General features: G+C 42.5%; 18 protein-coding genes. 8 read left to right on the top strand and 10 right to left on the bottom strand.

All coding sequences use genetic code 11. From position 1 onward, the window contains the following. Positions 1-17: 17 nt before the first annotated feature. The 4 genes from ACE38W_RS11940 (at position 18) to ACE38W_RS11925 (ending at position 3623) form a co-directional block, all read left to right on the top strand. Entirely contained in the window at positions 18-614 is a 597-nt protein-coding gene (locus tag ACE38W_RS11940; protein ID WP_167014124.1) for a NifU family protein, read from the top strand. A 100-nt stretch (positions 615-714) separates the two neighbouring features. Then, on the top strand, positions 715-2400 hold the full coding sequence (locus tag ACE38W_RS11935; protein WP_375831114.1) for a PNGase F N-terminal domain-containing protein: 1686 nt from the start codon (positions 715-717) through the stop codon (positions 2398-2400). Between the two features lie 78 nt (positions 2401-2478). After that, a complete protein-coding gene (pnuC, locus tag ACE38W_RS11930) occupies positions 2479-3105 on the top strand; it encodes a nicotinamide riboside transporter PnuC (protein WP_375831113.1) in 627 nt (208 codons plus the stop codon). After that, the gene (locus tag ACE38W_RS11925) at positions 3102-3623 is read left to right on the top strand and encodes an AAA family ATPase (protein WP_375831111.1); all 522 of its coding nucleotides are present in this window, start codon (positions 3102-3104) and stop codon (positions 3621-3623) included. Before pnuC ends, ACE38W_RS11925 begins: the two co-directional genes overlap by 4 nt. On the opposite strand, the gene mtgA is transcribed toward ACE38W_RS11925, so the two are convergent. Beyond that, positions 3620-4357: a monofunctional biosynthetic peptidoglycan transglycosylase gene (gene mtgA, locus ACE38W_RS11920; RefSeq protein WP_375831110.1), complete on the bottom strand. Its 738-nt coding sequence runs from the start codon at positions 4355-4357 to the stop codon at positions 3620-3622. The genes ACE38W_RS11925 and mtgA overlap by 4 nt on opposite strands. A 71-nt stretch (positions 4358-4428) precedes the next feature. Here mtgA and ACE38W_RS11915 point away from each other — a divergent pair, with 71 nt between their 5' ends. Continuing rightward, positions 4429-5046: an L-threonylcarbamoyladenylate synthase gene (locus ACE38W_RS11915; protein WP_375831108.1), complete on the top strand. Its 618-nt coding sequence runs from the start codon at positions 4429-4431 to the stop codon at positions 5044-5046. A gap of 122 nt (positions 5047-5168) precedes the next feature. Here the strand turns inward: ACE38W_RS11915 and ACE38W_RS11910 are convergent, their stop codons facing one another. The 3 genes from ACE38W_RS11910 to polA all read right to left on the bottom strand — a co-directional run bounded on the left by ACE38W_RS11910 (position 5169) and on the right by polA (position 9956). Further along, positions 5169-6314, bottom strand: coding sequence for an aminopeptidase C (locus ACE38W_RS11910; protein ID WP_375831106.1), 1146 nt, complete (start codon positions 6312-6314; stop codon positions 5169-5171). Positions 6315-6435: 121 nt separating this feature from the next. Further along, a complete protein-coding gene (locus tag ACE38W_RS11905; protein ID WP_375831104.1) occupies positions 6436-6981 on the bottom strand; it encodes a GNAT family N-acetyltransferase in 546 nt (181 codons plus the stop codon). Between the two features lie 149 nt (positions 6982-7130). Continuing rightward, a complete protein-coding gene (gene polA, locus ACE38W_RS11900) occupies positions 7131-9956 on the bottom strand; it encodes a DNA polymerase I (protein ID WP_375831102.1) in 2826 nt (941 codons plus the stop codon). Positions 9957-10067: 111 nt separating this feature from the next. On the opposite strand from polA, the gene ACE38W_RS11895 reads away from it, so the two are divergent. Next, positions 10068-10397 carry an arsenate reductase family protein gene (locus ACE38W_RS11895; RefSeq protein WP_375831100.1) on the top strand — a complete coding sequence of 110 codons (330 nt, stop codon included), beginning with the start codon at positions 10068-10070 and terminating at the stop codon, positions 10395-10397. 129 nt (positions 10398-10526) lie between these two features. Here ACE38W_RS11895 and ACE38W_RS11890 read toward each other — a convergent pair whose 3' ends face one another. Then, positions 10527-11621 (bottom strand): glycosyltransferase, encoded by a 1095-nt coding sequence (locus tag ACE38W_RS11890; protein WP_375831098.1) that lies wholly within the window; start codon positions 11619-11621, stop codon positions 10527-10529. Positions 11622-11957: 336 nt separating this feature from the next. Here ACE38W_RS11890 and ACE38W_RS11885 point away from each other — a divergent pair, with 336 nt between their 5' ends. Together ACE38W_RS11885 and ACE38W_RS11880 are read left to right on the top strand one after the other, a co-directional pair. Next, on the top strand, positions 11958-12206 hold the full coding sequence (locus ACE38W_RS11885) for a hypothetical protein (protein WP_375831096.1): 249 nt from the start codon (positions 11958-11960) through the stop codon (positions 12204-12206). 124 nt (positions 12207-12330) lie between these two features. Then, positions 12331-13470, top strand: a complete 1140-nt coding sequence (locus ACE38W_RS11880) for a formimidoylglutamase (RefSeq protein ID WP_375831095.1) — start codon at positions 12331-12333, stop codon at positions 13468-13470. Between the two features lie 59 nt (positions 13471-13529). Here the strand turns inward: ACE38W_RS11880 and ACE38W_RS11875 are convergent, their stop codons facing one another. The 5 genes from ACE38W_RS11875 to ACE38W_RS11855 form a co-directional block, all read right to left on the bottom strand. Next, on the bottom strand, positions 13530-13940 hold the full coding sequence (locus tag ACE38W_RS11875) for a lysozyme inhibitor LprI family protein (RefSeq protein ID WP_375831093.1): 411 nt from the start codon (positions 13938-13940) through the stop codon (positions 13530-13532). 101 nt (positions 13941-14041) lie between these two features. Next, the gene (locus tag ACE38W_RS11870; RefSeq protein WP_375831092.1) at positions 14042-14437 is read right to left on the bottom strand and encodes a lysozyme inhibitor LprI family protein; all 396 of its coding nucleotides are present in this window, start codon (positions 14435-14437) and stop codon (positions 14042-14044) included. Between the two features lie 11 nt (positions 14438-14448). Next, a complete protein-coding gene (locus ACE38W_RS11865; RefSeq protein WP_375831090.1) occupies positions 14449-15729 on the bottom strand; it encodes a M16 family metallopeptidase in 1281 nt (426 codons plus the stop codon). A 43-nt stretch (positions 15730-15772) separates the two neighbouring features. After that, positions 15773-17011: a M16 family metallopeptidase gene (locus tag ACE38W_RS11860; protein ID WP_375831089.1), complete on the bottom strand. Its 1239-nt coding sequence runs from the start codon at positions 17009-17011 to the stop codon at positions 15773-15775. 63 nt (positions 17012-17074) lie between these two features. Then, positions 17075-17992 (bottom strand): aspartyl protease family protein, encoded by a 918-nt coding sequence (locus ACE38W_RS11855; RefSeq protein ID WP_375831088.1) that lies wholly within the window; start codon positions 17990-17992, stop codon positions 17075-17077. Positions 17993-18005: the final 13 nt, after the last annotated feature.

The raw sequence follows: 18005 nt of genomic DNA, 5'->3' as shown, positions 1-18005 counted from the left end.
CGGTAAATATGGATAAAATGATTAAAACAGGAAATCCCATTATCAGCATATACACGGAAATGACGCCTAACCCAGAAACAATGAAGTTTGTTGCTAACAAACTTCTGTATCCTGGTAAAAGCATCGATTTTCCGGATGAAGCCAGCGCAAAACCATCTCCTTTAGCAGTGGAACTCTTTAGTTTCCCTTTCATCAGAGGTGTGTTTATCATGGCTAACTTTATCACGCTTACCAAAACCAGTGAAACAGACTGGAGTGATGTTATCCCTACTATCAAAGCCTTCCTGAAGGAATACCTGGAGGATAACCGTCCTGTTGTGAACGAAGAAGAAGTTGTTGTAACCAAGGCTACTGCCAGCAACACTGTGAGCGCGGATGACAGCGATGTGGTAAAACGTATTAAGGAACTCTTGGAAAACTATGTTAAACCGGCCGTAGAAATGGATGGCGGCGCTATCCAGTTCAAAGATTACCATGACGGTACCGTGAAACTGATGTTACAAGGTTCCTGCTCAGGCTGCCCATCTTCAATGATTACGCTGAAAGCCGGTATCGAAGGCATGATGAAGCGTATGATCCCTGAAGTGAAGGAAGTAGTGGCAGAAGCAGAATAAGCCATAGTTGAGTGAATGATAGTGTTAAATTGAAGCACAGTCCTCGTGACTGTGCTTTTTTATTTAATATTGTTATTTGGAGTCCTAAACAGAAGTAACAATGAAAGGAATTTTAGCCTGTGTCATGCTGGCCGCGGCCCTGCCAACTGCCGCCCAGAAAAAAAAAGTAGACAGTACTGTAGCCGTTATTACCTATGGTTATGTCAGTAATGGCAAACCCACCGGTGGCGATGGCCTGAAACTCGTTATAGACCACGGAAAAGCCCACCTCCTGCCTGGTGGCAAACCGCAAAAAGAACAACAATACCTCGATTACACAGACAACAGCACCTTACAAGTGCTATCGCTGTCCAACGGTGATGTATACACGCTGAAAAAACCTTTTAAAGATCACCCTCAGCCTGAACTACTCCCTGATACCGCCACCATATTGGGTCTTCCTTGTAAAAAAGCAAAACTCTTCGTAAGGTCCAATACCATAGAAGTATGGTATACCAACGCTGTCCAACTGAAAGGCACTCCCTTTCTGAGCTATGGTCCCAATCTGGGATTAATTTTACGCATCGTACGCAATGGCAATAGCGAAACCATCGCACGCAAAATTGAATACCGTAAAGTAACGCCACAAGAACTGTCATGGCCTGCAGCCTTAGGTCAGCAGGTAGATGATGCCGCTTATATGCGCGCTGTTATCGACAGCAGATATACTACACTCCCTATCTTCCAGAACGAACAAATCTCCTGGGGAAATAATAACGCCAATCCTGCTATCAATGAGCTGGACAAAACCTTCCACTTTGCTGGTGGCACCGTAATCGTAAAACGAGTGAAATTACCGGAGCCAAAGAAAGGACAGTCCCTCTTTGCAGAATTGGTGCAATACTCCAATGGCGACGCCTACGATCGTACTGGCTCTGTATTCATGATTCCAACTACTGGTGATACCTCCTTCCTTGATGGCCTTACAAAAGGTGTGGCTGCATTACCTGCCTTCCAGGATAGAAACGGCAAGAAATATCAAGGCATGGTTGCCACTTCGCACTATACGCCTACCCTCGAAATTATGCGCTTCTTCACACCTTTTGGTGTTCGTCAGTTCAATGATCAGGTGAAAATCAAAGGCTATAACTGGGCAGATTCCGTAATCTATAAACAGGATATCACTGAGCTCCAGGACGCCCTGCAAGGCGAAGTGCTGATTGGCGTATACATAGGCAACTATGATAAAGGCGGCCATAAAGTGAGTCTTAGCTTCAAATATTACCCAGCCGACGCCGACGCGGATACTACCGCCAAAAGCAAATGGGTGATGCCAATATTCAATACTACCAACGTAATGGAAATGGCCGGACAGGAATATGCAACCCTCTTTGATAAGGATAGTCTGACCGTTACGGTAAACATTCCTGAAGGACTTAAAAACTTACAGCTGCGTTATCTCACCACTGGCCATGGTGGCTGGGGAGGTGGCGATGAGTTCAACCCTAAAGAGAATGAGATTTTTATCGACAATCAACGTGCATATCATTTCATTCCTTGGCGCACGGACTGTGCTACCTATCGTTTCTCTAATCCGGCTAGTGGTAATTTCGGAGACGGATTATCCTCTTCAGACTTGAGTCGTAGCAACTGGTGCCCTGGCACGTTGAGTTCTCCTGTGTTTATTAATCTGCATGATGTAAAACCCGGGCTGCATACCTTTAGGGTGGCTATTCCGCAAGGAAAACCTGCTGGCACCAGCCAGAGCTTCTGGAATGTTTCAGGTACCCTGATTGGAGAGAAATAAACAGCCTGTTTAAAAATAATTGAGATGCGGAAGTGGTATTTAAGACTGCTTCCGCATTTTCGTTTTAATTTTAAGCCCATGAATGAGATTTACCAGGGCCTGTTGAATGGGTTTCACGAGATGACCGGATTAGAATTAATAGCAGTATTCTTTGCTGTTTTATCTGTTATCTTCCAGAAACAAAATAATATACTCGTATATCCTACCGGACTTATAAGCACTGGTATTTACGTTTACCTGCTGTCCAGGGAGCATTTCAAATTATATGCAGATGCTACTCTCAATGCTTATTATTTTATCATGAGCGTATATGGCTGGATTTACTGGGCCCGTAAAAAAGGAGCAACACAGGAGCATGTGAAAGTGAGTCGTGGTAACCGCCGGGAGCTATCCACTGCTGTATTGATCACCTTTGTTGGTTGGGGAATATTTTATTTTCTGCTGCGGAACTTCTCCGATTCTAATGTGCCGGTGATGGATGCTTTTGTATCTGCATCCGCCTGCGCGGGTATGTGGTTGCTGGCTAAACGTAAGCTGGAAAACTGGTTATTCCTGAATATCTCCAACCTGGTGGCTATTCCGCTGCTTGTTTATAAACATTTATATCTCACCGCCGCGTTAACGGTGTTTTTATTTATCATTGCCGTATTTGGCTATTTCAGCTGGAAAAAAGAAGTGGTGGCAAACGAAAGCGCACATTCATGAAGAAAGTAGTTGTTATTGGGCCTGAATCTACAGGCAAAAGCACATTAAGCGAATTCCTCGCCCGTTATTTTCATACGGCCTGGACGCCCGAATATGCGCGTGAATATATAGATCAGCTTAACAGACCTTATACACAGGATGACCTCCTGCACATTGCCGCCGGACAAGTACAATTAGAGCAACAGCAGGCGGAAAAGGCAGATAAAGTCCTGATATGTGATACCGACTTATATGTGGTAAAAGTTTGGAGCGAGCATAAATATGGCGATTGCGATAGCCGGATTTTAAAGATGATCGCTGAACAGGAATGTGACTTGTACTTGCTTACTGCAATTGATTTGCCATGGGAAGAAGATCCACAGCGCGAATATCCGGAACCGGAGATGCGCACTTATTTTTATAATATTTACAGAGATATTGTGATGCAGTCGGGTGTTCCATTTACGGATATCCGAGGAAGTTATACTGAGCGGGAAAACACCGCAGTAGCCGCTGTAAAGCAACTACTGCAAGATTAATTCTTTTTATCTGCAGGGGTAGGAATACCAGTAACCAATTCGTTGATATCTGGATCCGGAGCGATGTTGCGCATCTGGATCATGATTTTACGCTGGCGGTATACCGTGAATTTCGCCGGAGGATTTACTGTGTATTTGACAGGGTTAGGAAGACTAGCAGCAATCATGGCAGCTTCTTCACGGGTAAGACTGGCGGCGCTTTTATTATAGTATGCTTGCGCCGCTGATTCAAATCCGAAGATGCCGTCGCCGGTTTGGGCCACGTTAAGATAGACTTCCAGTATTCTTTTTTTACCCCAGATTTTTTCTATCATAAAGGTGAAATAGACTTCCAGCCCTTTTCTAACCCAACTTCTACCCTGCCATAAAAAAACATTTTTTGCTACCTGCTGGCTGATGGTGCTGGCGCCTCTTATTTTTTTACTGGTAGCATTGTGTTTCATGGCCTTTTCGATCGATTTAAAATCGAAGCCATCATGGTCAGTAAATAGTTGATCTTCGCTGGCTATCACCGCTAATTTTGCATGTTGAGAAATCTCATCATAATCAGCCCAGCTTTTATGTAATTTTTTATCAGTTCCCCATAGGCTAAACCAGCTGGAGATCTCTGTTATGGTGATAGGCGGGTTTACCCATTTCAATAGAACGATATAGGCAAATTGTGCAATAATCAATACCAATAATACTCTCTTCAATCTCCTCCACAATCTCGGAACAATTCCTTTAAGCTTCATCCAAGTAGGTTTAGAAAAATCCGCGGAAAGTTAGTAAGATAATTTGACATGCATTTTTGTTAAATTTGGGTATGCTCTTACAAGTACATCCGGATAACCCGAATCCGCGAAATATGAAGATGATTATTGAGTGTCTGAAAGACGGCGGAGTCATCATCTACCCTACGGATACTGTGTATGCGCTAGGCTGTGATATCACCCAGCATAAAGCGATCGAACGGGTAGCACGTATCAAGCAGGTAGATCCTAAAAAAGCCCAGTTCTCCTTCATCTGTTATGACTTAAGCCATCTGTCGGACTATGCAAAAAGTGTGGATACGCCCATTTTTAGGATGCTGAAAAAGGCATTGCCTGGGCCGTATACCTTTATTCTTAATGCAAGTAAACAGGTGCCTAAATTACTGAAGACGAAAAAAGATACAGTAGGTATCAGGGTGCCGGATAATAATATCTGCCGGACCATCGTAAATGATTTGGGGAATCCGCTCATGAGTACTACTCTTCCCATAGATGCTTATGTAGAGGAATATACAGACCCGGAAGTTATTTATGAGAAATTTGGTAGTCAGGTAGATATTGTGGTAGATGGTGGCCCTGGTGGAATCGCTTTTTCTACGGTGATAGATTGCACAGGAGATACACCAGAATTAATCCGTGAAGGCATCGGTAGTTTCGAGGCAATCACCTGATATTTATTGAATTGGACACTGTCAAATAATTTTGATTGACATCGTCAACTGAATAAGAATGTTAACAAAAAAGCCTTCTCAAATAGATTGAGAAGGCTTTTTTAATGCGTTAACGCAATGATTTATTTGATGCCGAGTTTCTTAGCGATATCAGCAGGTAGTGCTTTTTTGTTCACCATGTAGCTGGTGGTTTTGTACTGGAAGTAAGGCTCAGAAGCGTAGAAATAACCTTTACCGAAGTTTTCGGTACCCCATGAATTTTTCACACGGAAGTATTTTTTACCATTCTGATCTTTCACCAGACCTACGATATGCATACCGTGGTCGTCTTGTGTTTCGAAGTTGTCGAAAGCTTTCTGACGTACATCAGCGGTGATGGTTTTTTCCTGAACTGGTTCGAGGAAAGCATTTTTCTTTTCGTCAGCAGACATGTCATTCCAGTCTTTTTCAGGAACGATAGCCAGACCTTCTTTAAAGTTGAAGCCTTTTTCGCTAACATCAGCAGCCCAGGCGATGGTATAACCGTTGGTCAGTGCATTTTCAGCGATGTTGGTGAAATCGGTCATATCTACGTTGTATACTTTTTCCCAGTTCCAGTTATCTGGTACTTCCAGTACAAACTGAGAATTGTATGGGTGGTGAGTGAAGCTGGTGATCAGTACATAATCATCTGCGTTCAGGCCCAGTTCTTTAGCGAAAGACTGAGGAGTATAAGATTTACCGTTGTAATCGAATTTAGCAGGAGCATCACCCATATAAGCATTCAGCACACCGTCGAAAGCATTTTTCCAGGTAGGGTTGATGACGCCATTGGAGTTACCCAGTTCTTTTACCATGCTTTCCAGGAGAGATTCCATTTCAGCGTGGTTGTAAGTTTTCTGACGGTTACCATCATAAACTGTTTGTGGAACCAGACCATATTCACGAAGACAAAGGATATCATCAGGGAAACCACCACCTTCACCAAAGTTGGCTTTACCGTGCATACGCACGTAGTTGGTAGCTTTTAATGGGTACATTTTACGAACTACGAACATTTCGCTGAGGTTCAGGTCTTTACCTTTACCGCTGCGGAGCAATTCTGATTCGAGGAAGGACATGCCGGAGAAAGACCAGCAAGTACCAGTACGACCCTGGTTTTGAACATCGTAAGCATCCATGTTTTTGATAGTAGTAAACTGATACTTACTTCCCTCTACGTTGGTGGCGGTTTGTGCGAAGGCTGCAGTGCTGCAAAGCATAACAGCTCCCATCATCCAATTCTTCATGATGTATATTAGTCTAGATTTTGTAATTAAAGGATCAAATATAAGGTATAGCGCCTTTCCTGGCGGCTAAAAGTTTGATGAACGGAGGTTCGCCCTGACAGATATTAGATACCGTAATATGTTAAAATTGTTGTTGGTGCTGCTGTTGTGATTCGAAAATATCTCTCGTAATACGCCATTCCCAGAGCTCTTCGTTCTCTTTATTGGTGAAAGCCCCTACGAAAGACATACCCACTTTTTGTAATGTTTTTACGGAGGAATTGTATTCTTCTTCAGTATGGGCAATAACGCTGGTTACGTAATTGTGTCCAAAGGCAAAATTGATGAGCGCTTTGGCGGTTTCGGTGCCGTAGCCTTGTTCGCGGTAATCCGGGCTGATATCATAGGCTATTTCAACGACGCCTTCACTATTGGGTCGTCCTTTAAAACCTCCTGCCCCTATCAGCTCTTTATTTTCGCGGTGAATGACCATATAGAAGAACCATCCCAGTAAGGAGGGATCGTTCCTTAATTTATCGTAAGTGACGAGGATAACTTCCGGATATTCTATCCAGTTGTCGGAAATAGTTATACCTAACTGGTTAGCCAGTGCATCATTTCCCTGTAATAACAATTCAAAATGTTGCAGGGTGCACGGCAGCAATTGCAGGCGCTTTGTCAAAATCATGTTCGTAACGAGTAACAATTTGGGAATAAACGTTCAGGTTTTGGGATTCAATAAGTCAGGTAATACGATCAGATGAGGTATAAAAAATATACCAAGCCAACATCTGATCGTATTACAAATATGCTATAACTACTACAGTAGGTGTGCCCCTAGTGTGCTTCCAGCCAGTTGTTTCCTATACCCATCTCTGCTTCTACAGGGACAGCCAGTGGTAGGGCGTTTCGCATGCAATCAATAATAAGTGGTTTAATGATATCCACTTCAGAACGGTGCGCATCAAATACCAACTCGTCATGTACCTGGAGTATCATTTTTGATTTCAGATTACGTTCCTTAAAGGCTTTGTGAACAGAAATCATGGCCAGTTTGATCATGTCGGCAGCGGTGCCTTGTATCGGCATGTTGATCGCGTTGCGTTCAGCAAATCCTCTTACAACAGCATTGGAAGAATTGATATCTTTTAGCCAGCGTTTACGGCCCAGCATCGTTTCCACATAACCTTTTTTCTGCGCTGATTTAATTTGATCTTCCATGTACTGCTTGATAGCAGGATATTGTGCAAAATAGTTGTCGATAAGTGTTTTGGCTTCACTACGTGCAATGCCTAGGTTTTCAGACAACCCGAAAGCACTTACGCCATAGATGATACCGAAGTTTACACTTTTCGCATTACGTCGCATATCACTGGTCACTTCTTCTAAAGGAACATTATAAACTTTTGAAGCAGTAGCGGCGTGGATGTCTGTTCCGCTTTTGAAGGCTGCAATCATTTGTTCATCGCCACTGATGGCTGCAATGATACGCAGCTCTATCTGGGAATAGTCGGCCGAAAGCAATACATATTCCTCATTCCGTGGAATAAAGGCTTTGCGGATTTCGCGGCCTCTGTCTGTACGGATAGGAATATTCTGCAGATTGGGATTATTGGAACTCAGGCGGCCGGTCACTGCTACGGCCTGGTTATATGATGTATGAATTCTGTTAGTACGTTTGTTGAGCAATAACGGTAACGCATCTACGTAGGTAGATTTGAGCTTACTCAACTCACGGAAGATAAGAATATCTTCTACTATTTTGTGCTTGGAAGAGAGCTTCTGCAGCACATCTTCGCCCGTGGCATACTGGCCGGTACGTGTTTTTTTCGCTTTAGGGTCCAGCTGTAATTTTTCAAACAACACCTCGCCCAATTGTTTAGGAGAAGCTAGTTTAAAACGTACACCTGCCTGTTCATACACGCTTTCTTCTGCTCTTCTGATTTCTGTTTCCAGTTCTTTGGAATAATCAGACAGTGCTTTTGTATCGATAGCAATGCCTTCAAACTCCATATCAGTAAGTATTTTCGTGAGAGGGTTCTCCACTTCGTAAAATACTTTTTCTACTTTCTTTTCTGGCACCATTGGCAGAAACACCTCTTTCAACTGAAGGGTTACATCAGCATCTTCGGCAGCATAATCAGCCACTCTTTCTACGGCTACATCACGCATGCTAAGCTGATTTTTACCTTTGCCGATCAGCGTTTCAATAGAAACTGGTTCATAACCCAAGTATTGCGCGCTCAGGTAATCCATGCTACGACGGCCTTCCGGCTCTACCAGATAGTGGGCCAGCATTGTATCAAATACGGGGCCTTTGATTTCAAATCCCAGCCATTTCAGGATAATCATATCATACTTCAGGTTTTGGCCAATGAAGGTGATATTTTCATTATCAAAGAGAGGCTTAAATTCGTTCATAATAGCAATGGCTGCCTCTTTGCTGGCGGGCATCGGCACATAGTACGCTTCGCCTTTCTTCCAGGAAAAGCTCATACCTACGATATCTGCTTCATTCGGGTCTTTGCCGGTGGTTTCTGTATCAAAGGCAATTTCCTTTTGTTGCAGTAAATCAGCAATTAAAGCAGCACGCTTTTCAGGTGTGTCTACCAGCTGATAAGTATGTGGTGTATTATTGATATTTTTTTCAGGAGCCAGGAAACTGCTTGCACTACCTTCACTGAATTCTTCAGATGTAGCCACTGTTTCAGGGGCACTACCAAAAAGATCGGCTTGTACTACACCTGGTTTAGCTGGTGCTTCTGCGGCAACAACTCCACTGCTGGCAAAAGTATCGCCGAGGATACGCTTACCTAATGTCTTGAATTCCAGTTCGGTAAAGATGTCTGTCAATACTTCCCTATTATAATCTTTCAGGCAGAAATCTTCTTCATGGAAAGTTACAGGAACATCCATGATGATGGTGGCTAGTTGTTTGGAGAGCAATGCATTTTCTTTGCCAATTTTGATTTTCTCACCCATTTTACCACCAATTTTGTCTGCATTTTCCAGCACATTTTCGAGAGTCTCATATTGAGCTAATAGCTTCATGGCGGTCTTCTCTCCCACACCAGCAATTCCAGGGATATTATCCACTGCATCGCCCATCAGACCAAGGATATCTATTACCTGCGACACATCTTTAATCTGCCACTTATCGCATACTTCTTTAGGGCCCATGATTTCCTCTTTGCTGCCCATGTATGGAGGTTTGTAGATAAATACATTGTCACGTACCAGCTGACCATAATCCTTATCCGGCGTAACCATGTATACGGTGTAACCCGCATCAGCGGCTTGTGCGGATAGTGTACCAATTACATCATCTGCTTCATATCCGTCTACTTCCAGTAAGGGAATGTTGAATCCCTGCAGGATACGGCGGATATCAGGAAGCGCGTCCAGGAGGTCTTCCGGGGCATCTTCACGATTGGCCTTATAGTCGGTAAAAGTAGTATGACGTTCAGTAGGCGCATGCGTATCAAACGCTACGGCCATGTGAGTTGGTTTTTCTTTATTGATGAGATCAAGTAATGTAGTTGTGAATCCGAACTGCGCATTGGTGTTGCGCCCGGTGCTGGTCATGCGCGGATTTCTAATCAGGGCATAATAAGCCCTGTAGATCAATGCCATCGCATCCAGTAAAAATAGTTTCTTTTGCATCGCTAAACCTACGTGAATTAATTTGAATGTACAAAATTAAGGGATGCCTCTCAGTATTCCTTTAATGGAATTACAGGGAAAATTTACATTTGTTATCTGAAATCAATTGATATGAAAAAGATATACCATCTTTCTACCTGCGGCACCTGCAAGAAAATTCTCGAAGAAACACAGGCAGTACAGCGTGGATTTACATTACAAGATATTAAAAAAGAGAAAATAACCGAAGCCCAGTTAAAAGAAATGAAAGATCTGGCGGGTAGCTATGAAGCGTTGTTTAGCAGACGCTCTCAAAAGTACCGTCCAATGGGGCTTCACGAAAAGCAACTGACCGAGCAGGATTATCATGATTTGATCCTGGAGGAATATTCTTTCCTGAAAAGACCTGTAGCGATTGAAAATGGGAAGATTTTTATAGGGGCTGATGTTAAAAATATTTAATTCAGTTACAATAGGATATTTTCCGCCACCACGGCGGAGGGAAACGGCCAAAAAATAACGCGAGACTAACAGTCTCGCGTTATTTTTTGGCAGATGGGAAAGAATGCCGATGGAATATATAATTATTGGTTAAAGCGATTTAACAAAATCCTGCACCACCGCTTTATAACGATTCATATCCTGTTCATGCTGAAAGGATTTGAACTCGAACTTCGCTGCATTATACAGGGCTGTTTTCAGGTGAAAACTTTCCTGAGGCAAAGAGTAGAAGTATCCTTTTTCCATGAGATATTCACCGAGATAAACCTGCTCCGATTGTCCGGGCGTAGGCACCAGGATGGCTTTTTTATTCAACTTCACCAGGTCCATCAGGGTGGTGTAACCACTGCGACTCAGCACCATGTCCGATGCCAGCATCGCCTGATTTAACTCGGCGGCGTTCATGTGATTCACTTGTGTAACACCGGGTGCAATCTGCTCCTGCTGTGGAGTGCCAGGCTTTCCACTAACAATTAATGCAGTGATATTCAGGTCTTTGATCTGTGTAATGATCATTTTCTCGAGGTTGGAACGTTGTGGTTCCGGCCCGGAAATCAGTACCAGTAAATCGTATTTTTTCTGAACATTATCCAGTGGTTCGAAACGACTTAAGCAACCCAGGTAAGTGGTATGTGGTGGTAATTCGGCAGGATGCGCCAATTCTCCGGAAAGATTATTATCTCCGGCGAAATCAGGAATCCAGCAGGCGCCATATTTTTTTATAAAAGAATAGTTAATTTTTTGGAGCGTACGCTCAATCCAGCCACCAAAAGGTGTTTTTATCAGTAACTGGTGAGTAATGAATACAGTAGGGATGGATTTATGATATAATCCAAATCTGTTGTCAGATATAACTGCATCAATATCATGCTCTTTAACGATCTTTTTCAGCCAGCGTTGTTCGGATTTTACCCTGTTATAAATTTTAGGAATCTGCTGGATGATTTTTAGTCCGAAGAATTGCCCTTTCTGTGCATATTGGATACGATATCCAGGAAGCGGAAAGATAGTAATGTCGGGGAATTCCTGCTGCAGTAGCGCGGCATGTTTACCCTCCGCCGCAATAAAAACTTTGCATCCGGCGTTAAGCATTTCATGGATCAGAGGTATGTCCCTGGTGGCATGTCCAAGGCCCCAATCCAACGGTACTACAAGAATTTTTTTAGGTGAGAGGATTGTGGACAAATATTTAAATTTTTTTTGCGAATTTAGCTTAAATTACAAAAGGGCATTGTTAAGAAAAGGTAAACTCTGAGACTGGATTTTTTTATTAGATTAAGTATATAAACGTCAGTATGAATAAGATAAAATGGGTAGTAATTGTTCTTCTTTGTGGAAGTTTGGCGATGGAAGGTTGCAAGGTATTTAAGAAAAATGATTGCGGATGTCCCACCATGAACAAAAAAAGAATGCACTAACCCACTATCAACACGGCGGCAGTAAAGATTTAACCTTATCTTTTTTGGGTTATCCCATGAACACCTTAGCAAACAATATTTTCGGGGAAATTCAAATTTTTTTATGAAACCGGCAGATAGAGATTTATTGATCCTGCTTCACGAAGATAGGTACACAGAGCAACAAATTCAGTCTGCTGTAAGGCAGATCAGTGAGATGTTGTCGCTGATCGAAACGATGGATTATCTGTGTTCTGTTATCGAAGTAGCCAACTGTAACAGAAGTAAAGTTACCAGCAAAAGAACTGTGCTGGAAAAAGCAATTTCACGCAAGGCGCATAAGCCATTTGAATTCATTATTCATAAGAACTAGTTGCCAGCTTTTATCATTACTGCTGTCTGAAGCATTAATTATTGCCAGTACTTTAGTGTTTTGCTTTGATTCCAATTTAAAATTCTTGTTGTACGTTTGCCATCATTAAAAATCCTATTAACTGATGGCTGATTTTTCGCACCTGCAGGATTTTCTGAATCCTATTTCGAAAGCATTTCTTCATGATGACCAGGAATACGATGAATTCCAGGTTGGTGGCGGTATTGACGCGTATGAATCCAATCATATCCCTGATTTGGACGCTGCGGACATTATACTGCTTGGCGTTGGGGAAGAAAGAGGCAGCGAAACTAACCGCACTGGATGCAACGGTCCAGATGTTATCCGTCGTGAATTTTACCGGCTTTATCATTGGCACAGAGATATCCGCCTCGCGGATGTAGGCAACCTACGTAGTGGCGCTTTCCTCGCCGATGCCTATGCTGCCATGAAAACAGTAATCGGTGAGCTTATCGCTGCCAATAAAACCGTTATCATCCTCGGTGGCTCCCATGACCTTACCTATGCGCAATACAAGGCATATGCATCCCAGCAACTGATAATTGAAGCCACCGTAGCTGATGCACTCATCGACCTGCAAGAAAATTCAAGCCACCGTAACGAGCGCTTCCTCATGGATATGCTCACAGAACAACCAAATTACCTCCGTCATTATAATCACCTTGGGTTCCAAAGCTATTTTGTGCATCCACGAATGCTCGAAACTCTTGACAAGCTTCGTTTCGACTGTTTTCGTTTAGGCCGTATCCGTGAAAATATGGACGAGGCAGAACCCGTCCTGAGACACTCCGATATGTTCAGTATAGATGTCAATATCATTCGACATACTGATGCACCGTCCAATCACCTCTCCCCTAATGGCTTTAGCGGCGAAGAAGGCTGCCTGCTCACCCGCTATGCAGGCATGAGCAGCCGACTCACTACCATGGGCATCTATGGCTATCGTGCAGAAAAAGATAAAGACCATATCACGGCCATGCAAATCGCTCAAATGATCTGGTATTTCCTCGATGGCCGTGCTATCAAAAATAAAGAAGCCCTGCTCGAAAACAGAGATGCTTTCTGGGAATTTCATATAGCCTTCTCCGATATAGATACTGTATTCCTGAAAAGCAAAAAAACGGGACGCTGGTGGATGCAACTGCCTGACAGAGAGTTCATTCCATGCGCGTACAACGATTATCTGCTCGCATCAAATAATGAGATACCCGAGCGATGGCTGAGACACCAGGAAAGATTTTAATTATAAAGAAAAAGAGCTGCCAAATAGCAGCTCTTTTTCTTTATAACTTTTCGCAATTTTTAACCATTATATTGCCGGTATAATTCAGCAACTCTAAGCTTTAAAAATGCAGCCTTGTTATCTGTTGATATCATATCATCATCAAGACCCTGCATGGTGCTCTTGTGTAGCTTTTCCACGCGTTCGTCGATCTTCTTGAAATAGACATCTTTCTTAGCCTCCCACAATGATTGATCTTGTTGCAGACTAATCAGTGAAGCGCCATTTAATTGATTTAATAGTGATTGCATGGTGGCAGTTAAAACACTGTCAACAGACTGGTAATAAGCGTTTGCGCAGCTTGTCATATTGCTGCCTTTTGCAAGGCATTCCTGGTAGCGGTTTTCGATGGCTACCGTTGGGTCTTCATGCTTCTGGGCATACACAGATACGCAGCCAAATATGGCCAGGATAGGTAAAAGTTTTCGCATAGGGATATATGTTAGTATGTCTGGCGTAAAGATAAAAAAATAAGAGAGCCGTAATAATTATTACGACTCTCTTAACTAATATTTATTACAGACGGTAATCCTTACTGTTTAGCGCCAACAGAACCGGTGCAGGTTTCTCCTGGCGGAAGTCCGTTTATCCATATCCGTAGTGACTCCATCCGTTGTGTAGTAAGCTCCGTCAGATAGTTAGCCTTGCAAACGGGGAACATACTACCATAGCTCTTTGCCGGCTCTGGAAACATCATCTCTACCTGTGCATCTCTGAATTGAATCCACAGCCTTTGCGCTACCTTCATATTTTCGATGAACTTTTTATTGGCAGCATAATCTTTCTGAATAAGCTGATATACTTCATTGAGCTTCTTGTCTGCCTCTCTATAAGCCTCATTGGCTTTACGGTTCATCTCTCCTTGCGTTTGTGCAAAACCTTTGCTGGCAGCAACTATCAGCAACAGACATATCAGGAAATGTTTCATAAGTCAGCCGGTTATATCACTACCAATTCATAGAAATCTGCAGGAGAATAGTACTGTTTAGCAAGATGCTGCAGTTCTTCTGCGGTAATTGTTTTGATAGTATTGATATTGTTATAGAAATAATTTTCGTCCAGATCGTTGAGTATCAGGTTTTTCCAGCGTTGGATAATCTGGAATGCACCATCCAGGTCACCGAGGATAGAGCCTATCATATAGTTCTTCACCAGGTCCAGTTCTTCCTGGGGAACAACTTCCTGTTGCAATTTTTCTAGTTCTTTATAAATCTCTGTGATGGTGGCTTCACAAACATCTCTTCCAGCTTCTGTCTGGATATTGATAGCGCTTACCTGTCTAAAATTGTATAGCTGGGCGTGAATACCATAAGTATATCCTTTTTCTTCACGGATATTACTCATCAACCTGGAGCCAAAATAGCCGCCAAGAATGGTATTTAATACCAACATCTTTGGAAAGTCGGGGTGGTAGCGGTTAGGAAAAGGACGAGCTACGCGAACGGAACCCTGTACACCATTTTCATCATTGAAGATGCGGAATTTCTTCTCTTCTGCTGGTTGAATCGGCAGATCCAGTTTTGTGAGATGAGATTCGCCATTCCATTTGGAGCTACCAAAATAATTATTCAACAGATCGATCATATTGGCAGGCATATGGCCAGCCACAAAGATGCGGCAGTTGTTATAAGTGTAATGTTTCTTATAGAAGCCCTGGAGCACTTCTGTCTGTAAGGCATCATAACCCATCATCGTGCTTACACGGCCATAAGGATGGAATTCTCCAAAGAGATATTGATCAATGAACCTGTTTGCCACAAAATCGCATTTCTGGAGGTTTACGGCCAGTCTTTGCTTCTGATTTTGCTTATAAATGTTCAGCTCTTCTTCAGGAAATACAGGGTCTAAAATGACTTCCTGCATAGTAGGCAGCAACTCTTCCACATGTTTGGTCAAACAATGAAGTGTATAAGTCGCATTCTCGTGATAAGTATTTCTATTCAAATATGCACCGTAATATTCGATACTCTCGTTTATTTCAAGAGCTGAATGTTTACTGGTACCGTTTTTCATGAGAAAGTTGGTTGCAAGTGCAACCAGGCCCTGACTTTCATACCAGGTGCCTGCTGGAAATACCAATTCCAATTGCAGGGTTTCCTGCTCATCAGATTTTACAACATATACCGGTATGCCGTTGTCTAACGTGAATTTCTCATAAGGTTTCAAACTCAGGTCAAACTCAACAGCATCTTTTATTGGAGGAGCAATACTTCTGTTCATCTTCTGATATTTTTAGCCGTTTCTAATAGGAATTAATGCTGTATTAGTTTTCGGCGTAGTAGTAAATAGTATTGGAGTTATTTTCGTTGAAGATCATCTGCGCTTCGCGATGAAGATCTTCAGTTGTTACCGCTTCATAATTTGCAAATTCCTTGTTCATCATGGAAGCATCTCCCAGCAATTCATAAAAAGCAAGATTATTTGCTCTGTTGAGCAAACTCATATCTTCAAATGCCAGCATGCTTTCAATACGGTTCTTCACCTTTTGAAGTTCTCTTTCAGGAATGATTTCCTGCTGGATTTTTTCCAGTTCAATGAGTACTGCTTTCTCAGCATCTTTCATCTTCACACCTTTTACCAGCTTGCCTTCTATGCTTAATAAGCCGGCATCCAGCGTACCGAAATGATAACAATCAATATTGCTGAAAAGCTTTTTCTCTTTCACCAGTACCTGGTTTAAGCGGGAGGATCCACCACCACCAAGGATATCGCTGATCAGATCTGCGGCATAATATCGTTTGTCTGAACGAGGCTGGATATGATAAGTTTTATACAACGCATCCAGTGGTACATTCGCTTTTATTTCCAGCTTATGTGCTTCCTGTTGTGGAGGTTCCACCGGAAGGATTCTAACATATTTTTCACCGGAAGGAATATCGCCAAACCATTTCTCCGCAAGCGCTTTGGCTTGTTCTGTAGTAATATTTCCTGCTACTGCAACAATCGCATTGACAGGGCAATAATGTTTAAAGAAAAAGGCTTTTACATCTTCCAGTTTGGCATTCTCAATATGCGACAGCTCCTTACCAATGGTCATCCAACGATATGGATGTGTAGAATAAGCCAGCTCGCGCATTTTATGCCACACATCACCGTAAGGTTTATTGATATAATGTTCTTTAAATTCTTCGGATACTACTTTGCGTTGCACATCCAGGCTTTTCTCTGTAAAAGCCAGGGACAGCATACGGTCGCTTTCCAGCCAGAAAGCGGTCTCAATATTCTCTGCAGGTAAAGAAATATAGTAGTTGGTCAGATCACTGGTAGTATAAGCATTGTTTTCACCACCAGCCATTTGTAATGGTTCATCATATTCTGGAATATTGATAGATCCGCCAAACATCAGGTGTTCGAATAAGTGGGCAAAGCCCGTTTGTTCAGGGTTTTCATCCCTTGCTCCTACATCGTACAGCACATTCAGAACAGCCATAGGAGTGGTATGGTCCTCATGCACAATGACACGCAGTCCGTTCGATAAAGTAAATTTATTATAATGAATCATAAGCCAATTGATAGTTGTGTATACAAAGTAAAGATAATTCCTGATAGGTAACCGTACTACTACCTATTCAATAAATAGTTCCTGCTTGGCGTAATTGATGGTGAGTATATAATGTTTCCATACATCATACCCCAAAGCGCCGGACATTTCAATAAAAGCACCTACGTCGTCCACATCTTTACAATAGCTGACAGGGATATTGTTCATTATCTTCCCTGCCATTTGCAATTGTGGAACTTTACTGTTGATATAATACAGCACTTTAACCATGTCCTGTATTTTATCAGTATTGACGGTAGACAGTGTGGTATTCAATTTATATTTTTCCACATATGGCCAGTTAAAAAGTATGCCATAGTCGCCGCCGGTAATCACATGGTAATGTCCAAGCAGTGTGGTACCATTGGGTAACTTAATGGTAGCATCCACAACCGGGGTTGTATAATTTAGCTGAAAGTGCAGCAGCTGTCCGGCGGTGTTGACCGGGGTGTTGCCATTTTGATAAAATGTCAGCTGCTTATTTTTATAATCTATTTTGACAATATAAGCTTTCATCAAAGCTACGCCAATAATGCCATCTACCGCTATTCCGTCACTACCCATCTGTTGTAAGTCTTCCAGGTAGGCCGTCAGGAAAGGCATTCGCAATTCCTTTATATATAGTGCATTGATTGTTACTACCGGAACTTGTACCATGGCATTGTTCATACCACTCATGAAGGCTTGCCTGTTACTATTCAATTTCAGTTTTTCGGCAGTGCGTATATTCATTACCGTTACCTCTGCCCCACTATCGAATACAAAGTGTAAGGTATCATTACTACCAGACACTGTAACAGGAATAACCACCTGGTTGTTGACCAGGGTAAATGGAATTGTTCCTGCTACTTTTAAACTCTTGGTTTCCGCTGTGGTCTTTCGCTGTGCGCTAACAGTCTGACAGGCAGCGGCTAATACTAAAATCCCTATAAGTCGCCACATGCCACAAATAACG

The organism is Chitinophaga sp. Hz27 (assembly GCF_042263525.1).
Lineage (GTDB): Bacteria > Bacteroidota > Bacteroidia > Chitinophagales > Chitinophagaceae > Chitinophaga.
The sequence above is the reverse complement of the archived record's forward strand: the minus strand, read 5'-3'. Positions and strand labels throughout refer to the sequence as shown.

Bases quoted from the DNA above. Each gene is read 5' to 3' on its own strand.
- ACE38W_RS11915 (WP_375831108.1), top strand. From the start codon at position 4,429: ATGCTCTTACAAGTACATCCGGATAACCCGAATCCGCGAAATATGAAG.
- ACE38W_RS11875 (WP_375831093.1), bottom strand. From the start codon at position 13,940: ATGCGAAAACTTTTACCTATCCTGGCCATATTTGGCTGCGTATCTGTG.
- ACE38W_RS11880 (WP_375831095.1), top strand. From the start codon at position 12,331: ATGGCTGATTTTTCGCACCTGCAGGATTTTCTGAATCCTATTTCGAAA.
- ACE38W_RS11870 (WP_375831092.1), bottom strand. From the start codon at position 14,437: ATGAAACATTTCCTGATATGTCTGTTGCTGATAGTTGCTGCCAGCAAA.
- polA (WP_375831102.1), bottom strand. From the start codon at position 9,956: ATGCAAAAGAAACTATTTTTACTGGATGCGATGGCATTGATCTACAGG.
- ACE38W_RS11865 (WP_375831090.1), bottom strand. From the start codon at position 15,729: ATGAACAGAAGTATTGCTCCTCCAATAAAAGATGCTGTTGAGTTTGAC.
- ACE38W_RS11905 (WP_375831104.1), bottom strand. From the start codon at position 6,981: ATGATTTTGACAAAGCGCCTGCAATTGCTGCCGTGCACCCTGCAACAT.
- ACE38W_RS11910 (WP_375831106.1), bottom strand. From the start codon at position 6,314: ATGAAGAATTGGATGATGGGAGCTGTTATGCTTTGCAGCACTGCAGCC.
- pnuC (WP_375831113.1), top strand. From the start codon at position 2,479: ATGAATGAGATTTACCAGGGCCTGTTGAATGGGTTTCACGAGATGACC.
- mtgA (WP_375831110.1), bottom strand. From the start codon at position 4,357: ATGAAGCTTAAAGGAATTGTTCCGAGATTGTGGAGGAGATTGAAGAGA.
- ACE38W_RS11855 (WP_375831088.1), bottom strand. From the start codon at position 17,992: ATGTGGCGACTTATAGGGATTTTAGTATTAGCCGCTGCCTGTCAGACT.
- ACE38W_RS11895 (WP_375831100.1), top strand. From the start codon at position 10,068: ATGAAAAAGATATACCATCTTTCTACCTGCGGCACCTGCAAGAAAATT.
- ACE38W_RS11935 (WP_375831114.1), top strand. From the start codon at position 715: ATGAAAGGAATTTTAGCCTGTGTCATGCTGGCCGCGGCCCTGCCAACT.
- ACE38W_RS11925 (WP_375831111.1), top strand. From the start codon at position 3,102: ATGAAGAAAGTAGTTGTTATTGGGCCTGAATCTACAGGCAAAAGCACA.
- ACE38W_RS11860 (WP_375831089.1), bottom strand. From the start codon at position 17,011: ATGATTCATTATAATAAATTTACTTTATCGAACGGACTGCGTGTCATT.
- ACE38W_RS11940 (WP_167014124.1), top strand. From the start codon at position 18: ATGATTAAAACAGGAAATCCCATTATCAGCATATACACGGAAATGACG.
- ACE38W_RS11885 (WP_375831096.1), top strand. From the start codon at position 11,958: ATGAAACCGGCAGATAGAGATTTATTGATCCTGCTTCACGAAGATAGG.